The organism is Streptomyces sp. MNU89 (assembly GCF_020982505.1).
Classification (GTDB): domain Bacteria; phylum Actinomycetota; class Actinomycetes; order Streptomycetales; family Streptomycetaceae; genus Streptomyces; species Streptomyces xinghaiensis.
Window position 1 is genome coordinate 4,740,364 of sequence record NZ_JAJKLL010000001.1, and the last position, 12,925, is coordinate 4,753,288.

At 73.6% G+C, this 12,925-nt stretch carries 10 protein-coding genes; 8 read left to right on the forward strand and 2 right to left on the reverse strand.

The window, feature by feature from the left end; translation table 11 throughout:
• Window positions 1-231: 231 nt before the first annotated feature.
• The 6 genes from E4N63_RS20345 to E4N63_RS20370 all read left to right on the forward strand — a co-directional run bounded on the left by E4N63_RS20345 (window position 232) and on the right by E4N63_RS20370 (window position 6,739).
• Window positions 232-975, forward strand: a complete 744-nt coding sequence (locus tag E4N63_RS20345; protein ID WP_230241368.1) for an ABC-2 family transporter protein — start codon at window positions 232-234, stop codon at window positions 973-975.
• A 144-nt stretch (window positions 976-1,119) separates the two neighbouring features.
• A complete protein-coding gene (locus E4N63_RS20350) occupies window positions 1,120-1,920 on the forward strand; it encodes an ABC transporter permease (RefSeq protein ID WP_230241369.1) in 801 nt (266 codons plus the stop codon).
• Window positions 1,921-2,009: 89 nt separating this feature from the next.
• The gene (locus E4N63_RS20355; RefSeq protein WP_228429614.1) at window positions 2,010-3,026 is read left to right on the forward strand and encodes an ATP-binding cassette domain-containing protein; all 1,017 of its coding nucleotides are present in this window, start codon (window positions 2,010-2,012) and stop codon (window positions 3,024-3,026) included.
• An 80-nt stretch (window positions 3,027-3,106) separates the two neighbouring features.
• Window positions 3,107-3,844: a DUF1707 domain-containing protein gene (locus tag E4N63_RS20360; protein WP_228429528.1), complete on the forward strand. Its 738-nt coding sequence runs from the start codon at window positions 3,107-3,109 to the stop codon at window positions 3,842-3,844.
• Window positions 3,845-4,412: 568 nt separating this feature from the next.
• Window positions 4,413-5,723, forward strand: coding sequence for a hemolysin family protein (locus E4N63_RS20365; RefSeq protein ID WP_185831338.1), 1,311 nt, complete (start codon window positions 4,413-4,415; stop codon window positions 5,721-5,723).
• Window positions 5,720-6,739, forward strand: coding sequence for a hemolysin family protein (locus tag E4N63_RS20370; protein WP_125625965.1), 1,020 nt, complete (start codon window positions 5,720-5,722; stop codon window positions 6,737-6,739). The genes E4N63_RS20365 and E4N63_RS20370 overlap by 4 nt, the downstream gene beginning before the upstream one ends.
• A gap of 298 nt (window positions 6,740-7,037) precedes the next feature.
• Here E4N63_RS20370 and E4N63_RS20375 read toward each other — a convergent pair whose 3' ends face one another.
• Together E4N63_RS20375 and E4N63_RS20380 are read right to left on the reverse strand one after the other, a co-directional pair.
• Window positions 7,038-8,555, reverse strand: coding sequence for an oxidoreductase (locus tag E4N63_RS20375; RefSeq protein ID WP_230241370.1), 1,518 nt, complete (start codon window positions 8,553-8,555; stop codon window positions 7,038-7,040).
• A gap of 37 nt (window positions 8,556-8,592) precedes the next feature.
• Window positions 8,593-9,909, reverse strand: a complete 1,317-nt coding sequence (locus tag E4N63_RS20380; RefSeq protein ID WP_228429530.1) for an SGNH/GDSL hydrolase family protein — start codon at window positions 9,907-9,909, stop codon at window positions 8,593-8,595.
• Window positions 9,910-10,459: 550 nt separating this feature from the next.
• Between E4N63_RS20380 and E4N63_RS20385 the strand changes: the two genes are divergently transcribed.
• Entirely contained in the window at window positions 10,460-11,671 is a 1,212-nt protein-coding gene (locus E4N63_RS20385) for a DUF445 domain-containing protein (RefSeq protein ID WP_374112806.1), read from the forward strand.
• Window positions 11,672-11,897: 226 nt separating this feature from the next.
• Window positions 11,898-12,881, forward strand: coding sequence for a pentapeptide repeat-containing protein (locus E4N63_RS20390; protein WP_230241371.1), 984 nt, complete (start codon window positions 11,898-11,900; stop codon window positions 12,879-12,881).
• The last annotated feature ends 44 nt before the right edge of the window (window positions 12,882-12,925 follow it).

Here is a 12,925-nt window from a genome sequence, read left to right on the forward strand (position 1 = left end):
CCTTACGGCTGACCGGATGGTGGAAAAACATGCACGCCCGCCCCACTCACCGCGCTAGGCTCCTCCATTTGGGGCGATTTCGGCGGCGTCCGGCGGGGCCCGGCAGTGGTCGGTGCGGCGGGGTGACGAGCGGGGTGCGGTGCGCGGCGGCGGGGAGTGCGGCACGGCGGCGGGCCGCGGCTGTACGGGGCGGTGGCGGCGGGCGTCTTCCGGCGCCATACGACGTACCGGATGGCCACGGCCGCGGGTGTCTTCACCAACACGGTCTTCGGCTTCATCCTCGCCTTCACCTACACGGCCCTGTGGGAGCAGCGGGACGGGCTCGGCGGCTACGGCCTGTCGCAGGCGCTGACCTATGTCTGGGTGGGCCAGGCGCTGCTGATGGCGATGGCCACGATGGGCGGCGGCTTCCAGGACGAGCTGATCGAGCGCATCCGCAGCGGCGACATCGCCGTGGATCTCTTCCGTCCCGCCGATCTCCAGCTGTGGTGGCTGGCGCACGATCTCGGCCGGGCGGCGTTCCATCTGCTGGGGCGCGGCGTGGTGCCGCTGCTGGTGGGCGGGGCGGCCTTCGATCTGGCGTTCCCCGGCGGGCCGCTGCTGTGGGCGGCGTTCCTGCTGTCGGTGCTGCTGGGCGTGGTGGTGAGCTACGCGATCCGCTTCCTGGTGGTGCTGTCGGCGTTCTGGCTGCTCGACGGTCAGGGCGTCGTCCAGATCTCGGCGCTGGTGGCGATGTTCTTCTCGGGGTCGCTGCTGCCGCTGACGGTTTTCCCCGGGGTGCTGGGGGAGGTGGCGCGGATGCTGCCGTGGGCGTCGATGCTCCAGGTCCCCGCGGACGTGTTCCTCGGGAAGTACGGCGGCTGGGAGCTGGCCGGGGCGTACGGGTTCCAGGCCGGGTGGGCGCTGGCGCTGCTCGCGGCGGGGCGGGTGCTGCAGTCGGTCGCGGTGCGGAGGGTGGTGGTCCAGGGTGGCTGACACGCGTCCGCGGACGGCCGGGCCGCCCGGCCCCGTGGTGGCCGGTCCGGACCGGGAGGCCCGGGAGGACCGCGAGGGCGGGAAGGCTCCGCGAGCGCGGAGGCGGATGCGGCGGGGGCGGAGGCCGGTGTCCCGCACCGGGCGGTGGCGGGGCTGCGCGCGTATGTCCTGATCACCGCCATGTGGGTGCGCTCGACGATGGTGTACCGGACGTCGTTCCTGCTGACGGCGCTGGGCAACTTCGCCACGACCGCGCTCGACTTCGTCGCGATCCTGCTGATGTTCTCCCATGTGGAGGCCCTCGGGGGCTTCGGCTTCGCGGAGGTCGCCCTGCTGTACGGGACCTCGGGCACCGCCTTCGGCCTGGCGCATCTGCTGCTGGGCGGCATGGACGGACTCGGGGCCCGGGTCCGGCGCGGCAGCCTGGACGCGATGCTGGTGCGCCCGGTGCCGTTGCTGGCGCAGGTGGCGGCGGACGGCTTCAAGCTGCGCCGGATCGGCCGGCTCGCGCAGGGGCTGCTGGTGCTGGGCTGGTCGCTGGCCGTCCTGGAGGCCGAGTGGACGCCGCTGAAGGTGCTGATGGTGCCGGTGACGGTGGTGAGCGGCGCGGCGATCTTCGGTGCGCTGCTCGTGGCGGGCGGTTCCTTCCAGTTCTGGGCGCAGGACGCCGCGGAGGTGCAGAACTCCTTCACCTACGGCGGTACGACGATGCTCCAGTACCCGCCGACGGTGTTCGCGCGGGACCTGGTGGCCGGGACGGTTTTCGTGGTGCCGCTGGCCTTCGTGAACTGGCTGCCGGTGCTGTTCGTCCTGGGCCGCGACGATCCGCTGGGGTTGCCGGGCTGGGTCGATTTCCTGTCGCCGCTGGTGGCGGTGGTGTGCTGGGTGCCCGCCGGGCTGGTGTGGCGGGCGGGGCTGGGTTCGTACCGGAGTGCGGGGAGCTGAGAGGCGGAGGATGGACGGCGGAGCGGCGTGAGCGGCGTGAGCGGGGGCACGGCGGCAGCGGCGGGGACGGCGTGAACGGCGGGGACGGCGTGAACGGCGGGGCCGGTCCGGGCGGTGTGGTCGGCGGCGGAGCCCCGCTCATCGAACTGGACGGTGTGGAGAAGGTGTTCCGGGTCCGGCGCCGGGTGGGGCGGCTGCGCCGGGAGCGGCGCGAGGTGCGGGCGGTGGACGGCATCTCCTTCGGGGTGCGGCGCGGCGAGATGGTCGGCTACATCGGTCCCAACGGCGCGGGGAAGTCCACCACCGTCAAGATGCTCACCGGCATCCTGGTGCCCAGCGCCGGCCGGGTGCGGGTCGCGGGCGTCGATCCGTCGCGGGAGCGGATGCGGCTGGCGCACCGGATCGGGGTGGTGTTCGGGCAGCGCACCACGCTCTGGTGGGATCTGCCGCTGCGCGACTCGTACGCGCTGGCCCGCCGGCTGTACCGGATCCCGGACCGCCGTTTCCGGGAGAACCTCGACCGCTGCGTCGAACTGCTCGATCTGGGAGCGCTGTTGGACGTCCCGGTGCGGCAGCTCTCGCTGGGCCAGCGGATGCGCGGTGACATCGCGGCGGCCCTGCTGCACGATCCCGAGGTGCTGTATCTGGACGAGCCGACCATCGGCCTCGACGTCCTGAGCAAGGCGAAGGTCCGGCGTTTTCTCGCCGACGTCAACGCCGAGCGCGGCACCACCGTGCTCCTCACGACCCACGACCTCACCGATATCGAGCAGTTGTGCCGCCGGGTGATGGTGATCGACCACGGCCGGGTGGTGTTCGACGGCGATCTGGACGGGCTGCACGCGGCGGGTGGCAGTGAGCGCGTCCTCGTCGTGGACCTGGAGCGGGAGCTGCCGCCGATCGACCTGTCCGGCGCGGGGCTGCCGGGGGTGCGGGTGGTGCGGACGGAGGGCCCGCGGCAGTGGCTCGCGTTCCCGGCGGGCGGGAGTGCCGCGCCGGTGGTGGCGGCGGTGGCCGCGGAGCATCCGCTGGTGGACCTGTCGGTGCGGGAACCCGCGATCGAGGACGTCATCGCCCGGATGTACGCGGAGCGGGCGGCCTTCTGAGCCGCCGTTTCCGGACCCCGCGGGCTTTCCCTGCCGGGGAACGGTTCGCGCGGGGCCGGGTTCTGCCTAGGCTGAGGCCCATGATGAGCGAACCTCCTGAACTGCGGGCCTCCGACGCCGACCGCGAACGCGTCGCCGAGGTGCTCCGCGAGGCCGTTGCCGAAGGGCGCCTGACGATGGAGGAGTTCGACGAGCGGCTCGACGCCGCCTACCGGGCGCGCACCTACGCCGAGTTGGAGCCGCTGACCCGTGATCTCCCGGTGGGCGGCGTGGCGGGCCTGCCCGTGGTGCGCGCACCGGGGGAGCCGGCCGCCGCCGGGGCCGCCGGCGAGGTCTCCTGGCCGTCCCGGATCGGCGGCACGCCCAGTTCGAAGTGGGCGGTCGGCATCCTGGGCGGCTTCCAGCGCCGGGGCCGCTGGGTGGCGCCGCGCCGGTTCACGGCCGTGACGGTGATGGGCGGCGGGGAGATCGACCTCCGCGAGGCGCGGTTCGAGGACCGTGAGGTGGTGATCCGCTGCTTCGCCGTCATGGGCGGGGTGAACGTGGTGGTGCCACCCGGGATGGGCCTGGACGTCCGCGGCTTCGGCCTGATGGGCGGCTTCGACCAGAGCAAGGTGGACGAGGGCGATCCGGGTGCGCCGAAGGTCGTGGTCACCGGCTTCGCCTTCTGGGGCGGGGTCGGCACGGAGCGGAAGCTGCCGAGGGAGGAGCGCCGCCGGCTCAAGGCCGAACGGAAGCAGCGCGAGCTGGAGGAGAAGGGGAAGAAGGGGGACCGGGACCGCCTGGAGAAGCGGGAACGCCGGGAGCTGGAGGACTGACAGCCCTCTTGGCGACCGGCCGGTGCGTCGAGGGCCGGCCGCTTGCGCCGTGCCCACCGGCCCGGCCGGCGCGGGTGCGGGCGTGGGCGTGGGCGTGGGCGTGGGCGTGGGCGTGGGCGTGTGCCCATCGCGTCGCCGAAGTGCTTTCCGCAGGGGGGCCGATCCGGATCCCGGGGCGTCGGCATATCGTCTACACGTGTGTAGAGACACGGGACGCGGGCCGGGCCTCGCGGCAGCCGCCCCGGAACCGGTCCGGCCGGGGGTGACCCAGGCGCGGCCGGCGCTGGACGGGCCGGGTGGCGAGGAGGATGTAGGCGCGGGGAGCCCCGCGTCGCTCCGCCGGTGGCCGGACCGCCCCGGGTGCACGAGGGCCGGACAGGCTGTGAACCCGGCGGAGGCTGTCTCCGTCAACGACCGGGGGACCGGCCGTCACCGCCCACGCGTCCCATCCGCCAGAAAACGCGAAGGAGCTCGCTTTGCCCGCCAGACCGACGGATCCCCCGGAGGGCAGTCCCCGAGCGTCCCGTGCCGCCGTGCGTGACGCCGGCGCGTGGCGGGACGGTCTGCTGTGAGCGCCGTACTCGGCCTGCTGGCCGTTCTCGTCCTGACGGCGGGCACCGGATACTTCGTCGCCCAGGAGTTCGCGTACGTCGCCGCCGACCGGCTCGCGCTGGCGCGCGAGGCCGAAGCGGGTGACCGGCGGGCCGCCCGTGCCCTGGTGGTGCTGGAGCGGCTCTCGTTCATGCTCTCCGGGGCGCAGCTCGGGATCACGGTCACCGGACTGGTCGTCGGCTTCCTCGCCGAGCCGTCCGTGTCGGCTCTGCTGAAGCCCGTGCTGGACGGTCTGGGGCTGACCGGCGGCACGGCCACGGCGCTCTCCGTCGTGCTGGCCTTCACGGTCGCCACGGTTCTGCAGATGGTGGTCGGCGAACTCGCGCCGAAGAACCTGGCGCTCGCCGTGCCGGAGAGGCTGGCGAAGTCGCTGGCCACCTCCACTCTGTTGTATCTGAAGATCGTCGGCCCGCTCGTGCACGTCTTCGACAGCGCCGCCAACAAACTGCTCCGCAAGGTCGGCATCGAGCCGGTGGAGGAACTGCACCACGGCGCCACCCTGGAAGAGCTCAGCCACCTGATCGGCGAGTCCCACGAGCAGGGCCAGCTCCCGGCGGACACCGCCGATCTCCTCGACCACGCCCTGGAGTTCTCCGAACGCACACTCGACGAGGTGATGGTCCCGCGTGTGGACGCCGTGTTCGTGCGCAAGGACGCCACCCTCGCGGAGGCTGCCGACCTGATCGCCGAGCACGGCCACTCCAGTTATCCGGTCCTCGGCGGCCACCCCGACGACATCGCGGGCGTCATCGGGGTGTGGGAGCTGATGCGGCTGCCTGCCGCGGGCTACGGGACGACCAGGGTGCGCGAGGTGTCCCGGCGCCCGCTGCTCCTGCCCGACACCCTTCCGCTGCCGGACGCCGTGGCGCGGATGAGGCAGCGGGACGACGAGTTCGCCGTCGTGCTGGACGAGCACGGGGGCGTGGCCGGCATCGTCACGTACGAGGACATCGCGGAGGAACTGGTCGGCGACATCGCGGACGAGACCGACACCGTCGTCCGGCTCGCCACCGCGGACGGGGACGGCTGGCTCGTCGACGCGGGGCGCCGCCTGGACGAGGTCGAGCAGGCCACCGGCATCGCCCTGCCCGAGGAGGAGGACTACGACACCGTCGCCGGCCTGGTCATCGACCGGCTCGGCCGCTTCCCCGCCGTCGGGGACCGCCTCACCGTGGAGGGTGTCGCCATCGAGGTCCTGAGCCTGGACCGGCATGTACCGGAACGCGTCCGGATCGAGAGCTCGGCGGCCGAGGAGGCCCAGGCATGAGTTTCCCCATGGCACTGTTCGTCACCGTCCTGCTCCTCGTCGCCAGCGGGTTCTTCGTGGCCGGGGAGTTCGCTCTCGTCGCGGCCAGGCGCCACCGCATGGAGAAGGCCGCCGAGGAGGGCCGGCGTGGCGCGAAGGCGGCGCTCGCCGGTATGCGCGAGCTGTCCTTGATGCTCGCCGGCGCCCAGCTGGGGATCACGGTGTGCACCCTGGGGCTCGGCTCGATCTCCAAGCCCGCCATCTCCCACCAGGTCGATCCCCTGCTGCTGAAGCTCGGCCTGCCCGCCGGCCTCAGCTACGGCATCGCGTTCGCCTTCGCCATGGCTCTCGTGGTGTTCCTGCACATGGTCCTCGGCGAGATGGCCCCCAAGTCGTGGGCCATCGCGCATCCGGAGCGTTCCGCGATGCTGCTCGGCACGCCCTTCCGCGCGGTGGTCAAGGCCGTACGGCCACTGCTCTGGCTCCTCAACCAGGTCAGCAACGCTCTGGTCAGGATGGTCCGCGTACAGCCGCGCGACGAACTGACGGCGGTCCACAACCGCGAGCAGCTCACCCATCTCGTCACGGAGTCGGAACGGCTCGGTCTGATCAGCAGGACCGACTCCGAACTGATCACCCGGTCCCTGACCGAGCCGCAGACGCCCGTCGCGGAACTCCGGGTACCCGCCGGTGAGATCGTGACCGTGCCGGCCGACGCCGATGTCGGCACGATCCTGTCGACGGCCACCGCCGCCGACCGGGCACGCCTGCTCGTCACGGACGGAGAGGCGGTCCTCGGCTCGGTGCACGCCCGCGACGCGCTCGTGTCCCGCGCCCGGGGGCGCGCCGCCACGGCTCGCGGTCTCGCCCGGCCCGTTCCCGAGCTGAAAGGCACGGACAGCCTCTCCCACGCGGTCGAGCAACTGCGCAGACACCGCGCCTCCCTCGCCGTCATCCGGGACGCGGACGGCCGGCTCACCGGACTGATCAGCCTGGACGATCTCCTCGCCCGCCTGCTGGACACGCGAACCGCGTGAGGGGGCGCGGCTCGAGCCCTCTCCCCCCCCCGCGGAGAGAGGGCTGTGCCGCCGACCGGAAGACCGGGCGCCGGTATCCACCGGGCTTCTCCTCGCCCGCATGCCCGACGCTGTTCCGGGCCCTGCCGGCGCCGGTGCGGACCGGCCGGCCGGCCTGCCGCCGGTCTTCTCGTCGGTGAAGTCCCGCTCCGTCCTGCGCCGTTCCGCCGGCTCAGGAGCTGTACCGGTGTGTGGTCGGATGCCCCACCTGCCCGGATGCGCCGGTCATGCCGGGCCGGCGGCGCTCACCCGGGCGGGGTCAGGTCTTGTTCAGCGTGCGCGTCACGCCCGCGACGACGGCCGTCGTGAGGACCCAGCCTGCCGCGATCAGGGCGTAGGCCAGCCACGCGGGGGCCCCTCCGGTCCAGTACCAGGCGTTGCGCTGGCCCAGACCGCCGATGGGGATGAGCAGGTCCAGTGTGTAGACGAGAGCGCTGAACGGGGCGCCCTCGCCGGGCTGCGCCGCCACGGGCGTATGGGCGCCGAAGACGCCCGTGCCGAGGAGGGCCAGGGCCGCGAGCCACACTCCGGCGAGCCAGGGCCGGTAGCCGTAGCCCACGGTGCCGTCGAGCAGGAGGCCCCAGGCGCGCCCGGCGGGGCGCAGGGTGCCGCGGCGGTGCCGCTGCTTGGCCAGCAGAACCCTGCGGGCGTCGTCGTCATGGCCGATCTGCCGGTACCAGCCGGCGAGTTGCTCGTACGGCTGCGGGGCGTAGGCGGGTTCCCGCCGGATCCACGCCAGGCGGTGGCCGACGGTGTCCCGCCCGGCGTCGTCGTCGCCGTGCAGGTCGCCGTAGACGAAGCCCTGCAGGCGCACGGTGTCCGGCCAGGCGTCCCGGCGGTCGTGCACAGCCGTGACGCGCGCTCCCCGGAGGTCCACCGCGCCCGACGGGGGGACGGCGGGGGTCAGGACGAGATCGTCCGCCTGCATCCGTGCGCAGTCCAGGGCGGTGCCCCGGCCGCCGAGGACGGCACCGTCGAAGGTCAGTTCGCCGGATATGGCGGCGCCTCGCAACCGCACGGCTCCCTGGGCGGTGAAGCCCTGCGAGCAGACCAGGGTCGTGATGGCCGCGTTGTCCGCGAGGAGCGCCGCGGCTCCGGGGTTGCGGCAGCGTGCCCCCTCCATGAACAGGCCGCCGGGGAGCTGGGCGCCCAGCAGCCGCAGGCCGCCGGCGGCGGTGAATCCGGCGCGGCAGAAGACCCCGCCCTCCATGACGAGACCGCCGGCGAACAACGCCCAGTCACCGGGGGCCGACAGCTGCGCGCCGCTGAGGATCAGCTCGCCGGTCACGTGCGCGTTCATCAGGGAGAGTTGGCCCCTCAGGACCGATCCCCGCAGGTCGAACCGGCCTTCGACGCGGATCATCGCGGCGTCGATGCCGCGCAGCCGGCTGCGGGTGATCGTGATGGTCCGGGTGGCGGCTCCGCTGAAGCCGATGTCCTCCTCGAAGCGGCACTCCTCGAACCGGATCGTGTGCGCGATCTCCGCACCGCCCAGATCGAGACGGCCGCTGATCCGGGCGCCGGCCAGCCGCAGGGCAGCGACCGATCCCGGCTTGCCCGGATGCCCTCCGAGCAGCAGCGCCGCCAGAACCGTGGCCCGGACCGTGCGCCCGGGACCCCACGACTCCTCTCCGTCCCCGGCTCCGTCCCCGGCTCCGGTTTCGGCACCGTCCGGGCCGTCGCCGTGCCGTCGCGGACGCAGGTCCACCGCACGGCCTTCGGGGAAGGCGTCCCACAAGTCGCGCTCGGGCGGCGTCAGTTCCTCGTACGACAGCACTCGGTCAGGGTATCGATCAACGCCCGGCCCGGGAGGTTCAGAGCCGGGCCGGGGCCGAGCCGCGCAGGTCGCTCAGCTTGATCGTGCGGGCCATCTCCCGGTAGCCGTCGTCGCTGGGGTGGAGGTGGTCGCCGGAGTCGTAGGCGGGCAGCAGCCGGTGCGGCTGGGACGGATCGCGCAGGGCGCGGTCGAAGTCGGCGACCGCGTCGAACACCCCGCCCGCGCGGATCGCCTGGTTGACCTGCTGCCGTACGGCCTCGGTCTGCGGCCCGTAGCCGCGGTGGCCGCCGAACGGCAGGAGCGTGCCGCCGACGACGGGCACTCCGCGCCCGTGGGCCTGCCGCACCATCTGCCGCAGCCCTTCGACGATCCGACGGGCGTCCAGCTGCCGGGGTGTCTTGAGGATGTCGTTGATGCCGAGTTGGACGACGGCCACCCGCACCCCGCTCCGGGCCATGACGTCGCGTTCGAAGCGGCTGAGCCCGCTGGGGCCGTTGTTGGGGGAGAAGCGGCTGCCGTCGATGAGGACGCGGTTGCCGCTGATGCCCTGGTTGAGCACTCCGTAGCGGGGCGCGCCCGACTCCTCGCGGAGCCGCTCGGCGAGGAAGTCCGGCCAGCGGTGGTTGGCGCCGGCGGTGGAGGTGATGCCGTCGGTGATGGAGTCGCCGAGGGCGACGAGGGTGCCCTGGGCCTCGGTGCTGTAGACGTCGACGCCGGTGAGGTAGCGCCAGTAGGGGCTCTGCTCGGTGTACGCGGTGCCGCGCGGGTCGCCCGTCCGGTCGCCCTCGGCGAGGTAGGAGGTCTGCCGCGCGTACGGGTGGTAGGTGACGGGGCCGGAGGGGGTCGGCGAGTAGGTGGAGACGAGCAGGTCGGCGGCGGCAGGAACGTTCAGTCGCACGGGGTCGCTGACCACGGCCTGCCCGGCCGGGACGGAGACCGACGGGCGGCCGGAGAACGTCAGCCGGCGCATGCTGCCGGAGGCTGCCGTCGGATTGCTGGGCGCCGCGGCCAGGGCGATGGTGGCCCCGGTGATGGAGAGCGGCCGGGTGCCGTAGAGGTTGGAGAGCTGGACGCGGGCGGCGCTGCCGCCGATGCTGGTGTGCACGACGTTGCGGATGGACTTGCCCGCGTGGCCGTGGAAGGAGTTGGGCTCGGCCGCGGCCGGAGCCGTGGCCCAGCTGCCGACCCAGCGGCCCGAGACGGCCGGGGCGGCGGAGTTGCGCTGCTGCCGGGTGGCGGCGCTCGGGTCGCCCACCGCCCGGTCGCCGCCCACTCCGACGAATATGGCGACGGAGATGAGCACCACCACCGCCGCGAGGGCGGCGAGCAGGGCATAACCGTTCCGCTTGGTCACGCGCGGTTTGTCTCCTCGTACGAGGGAGCTGCCTGCTCCCGTTGGTGCGTTCCCCGGTCGGGGGCGGCGAGTTGGCGGCTCTCCGCCGGGTTGCTCCATGATCCCACGTCGGAATCACGTTTCTGATAAGGGGCCGCTTCGATCGGCTCCGACCGGGAAGACGCGGGGAACTCGTGGTGCGTTCCACTCGTGACCGGTACGGGGACAATGCGACGGAGGACAGGCGCGAACGGGTGGAGCGGATGGAACGGAAAGAGCCGGACGAATCCGGTGAAGCAGGCGGCGCGGGGCGTAAGGGCGGTACAGGCGATACAGGCGGTGCGCGAGGTGCGCGGGAGGCGCGCGGTACGGGACGCGGGGACGGCGCGGCCGGCCGGGCGGCCGGTGTGACGGGTGCGCCCGGTGGCACCGGCACGGCCGGGCGGACGGAACCCCCGGGGCCGTCCGGGTCCTCCGCGCGGCCCGGCCCGCCCGCGTCCCCCGCACCCGGGGAGGCGGCGGCCTCACCTACAGCGCCGCCGACGAGGAGAAGCGCCGCGGCGTCCGCCGGATGAAGACGACCGCGACCGGCCTGCTGGTGCTCGTCGCCGTGGTCTACGCCCTCGCCGAGTGGGCGCACTCCGCCGGGGCCGGGGCCTGGGCGGGCTATGTGGCGGCGGCCGCGGAGGCCGGCATGGTGGGCGCGCTCGCCGACTGGTTCGCGGTGACGGCCCTCTTCCGCCATCCGCTGGGCCTGCCCATCCCGCACACCGCGATCATCCCCACCAAGAAGGACGTCCTGGGCCGCAGCCTCGGCGACTTCGTCGGCGAGAACTTCCTCTCCTCCGAGGTCGTACGGACCCGGCTGCGCGCCGTCGGCATCAGCAGCCGCCTCGGCGGCTGGCTCACCGAGCCGGCCAACGCCGAACGGGTCACCGCCGAACTCGCCACCGCCCTGCGCGGCGCGCTGACCGTGCTCCGCGACTCCGACGTCCAGGCCGTGGTCGGCGAGGCGATCACGCGCCGCGCCGAGGCCCGGGAGATCGCGCCGAGCCTGGGCGTCATGCTGGACAAGGTCGTCGCGGACGGCGGCCACCACCGCGTCGTCGACCTGGTGTGCGTACGCGCCCACGACTGGCTGGTGCTGCACAACGAGTCGGTGATGACGGCCGTCGCGGGCGGCGCCCCCAACTGGACCCCGCGCTTCGTGGACCGCAGGGTCGGGGAGCGCGTCTACAAGGAACTGCTGCGCTTCTTCCGCGAGATGCGCGACATGCCCGACCACCCGGCGCGCGGCGCGGTGGACCGCTTCCTCACCGACTTCGCGGCCGACCTGCGCGACGAGCCGGACACCCGCGCCCGCGTCGAGCGGTTCAAGAACGAGTTCCTCAACCGCGACGAGGTGCAGGACCTGATCGCCTCCACCTGGAACGCCGTCCGCCGCATGGTCGTCGCGGCGGCCGAGGACGAGAGCAGCGAACTGCGGGTACGGGCCCGCACCGGGCTGCTGTCCCTCGGAACGCGGATCTCCACGGACGCGCGGATGCGGGAGAAGGTCGACGGCTGGCTGGAGGACGCGGCGGTGCACGTCGTCACGACGTACCGCGACGAGATCACCTCGCTGATCACGGAGACCATCGCGAGCTGGGACGCCAAGCACACGACGAAGAAGATCGAGGCCCACATCGGGCGCGACCTCCAGTTCATCCGCATCAACGGCACGGTGGTCGGCGCCCTGGCGGGCCTGGTGATCTACACGGTGAGCCGGGGTTTCGGGGCGTAGGGCCGGACTTCAGGGCTGAGCGGCAGGGCGGGGCCGGGGGTGAGGACCGCACCCGGCGCCGTGCGACGGTGGAGGGTCCCGCCGCACGGCGGCGGTCGGGGCCCCGCCGCATCCCGCCGGTGAACCAGGGACACTGGGAGACACCCTGGGGGCGCCTGCCCCCGTCTCCCGCAGGAGAACGACCGCCTTGCCCCGCAGACCCCATCCCAAGCCCAGGCCCGGGCCCATGCCCAGGCCCGCGGCACACCCGCCCCGCGAACCCCGGGGCCGCCCCGAGGACGCCGCGCAGCTCCCGGACGGGGCAACCCCGGCTCTGCGGGAAGCCTCGGCAACGCGGGAAACCGGAGAAGCCCGGGAGGCCCCGCTCCCCGGGCGTGACGCCCCGGCCGATACCCCGGCCGAGGACCCGGCCCTGCGCGCGGACTGCGCCAACTGCTTCGCCCTCTGCTGCGTGGCCCTCCCCTTCGCCGCCTCCGCCGACTTCGCCGCCGGCAAACAGGCCGGCCGGCCCTGCGCCAACCTCCGCCGGGACGACTTCCGCTGCGGCATCCACACCACCCTGCGCGAACGCGGCTGGTCCGGCTGCGCCGTCTTCGACTGTCACGGCGCCGGACAGAAGGTGTCCCAGATCACCTTCGGCGGCCGCGACTGGCGTCAACACCCGGACGGCGCACGCCGGATGTTCGAGGTCTTTCCCGTGATGCGGCAGCTCCACGAACTGCTCCGGTATCTCGCCGAGGCGCTCGCCCTGCCGGCCACCCGTACCCTCCACGGCGATCTTCGCCGCGCCCTGCGCGAACTCGACGGCCTCACCCGCCGGGACGCCGAGACACTTCTTGCCACCGACGTGGCGGCGGTCCGGCACGAGGTCAACACTCTGCTGCTGCGCGCCGGCGACCTGGTGCGCTCCCGGGCCCCGGGCCGCGGCGGCCGTCCGCGCAACCACCGCGGAGCGGATCTCGTCGGCGCACGGCTCCGCAACGCGGACCTGCGCGGCGCGAGCCTGCGTGGCGCCCTGCTCATCGCGGCCGACCTGCGCGGTGCCGATCTGCGCTCGGCGGACGTCATCGGCGCGGACTTCCGGGACGCGGACCTGCGCGGTGCCGACCTGACCGGCGCCGTCTTCCTCACCCAGCCGCAACTCGACGCGGCCCGCGGAGACGCCGCCACCCGCATTCCCCCGGCCCTGCGGCGGCCGGCCCACTGGTGACGGCCGCAAGCGCGGAGCCCTGTGACCGGGCCCGTCCGTCCGTT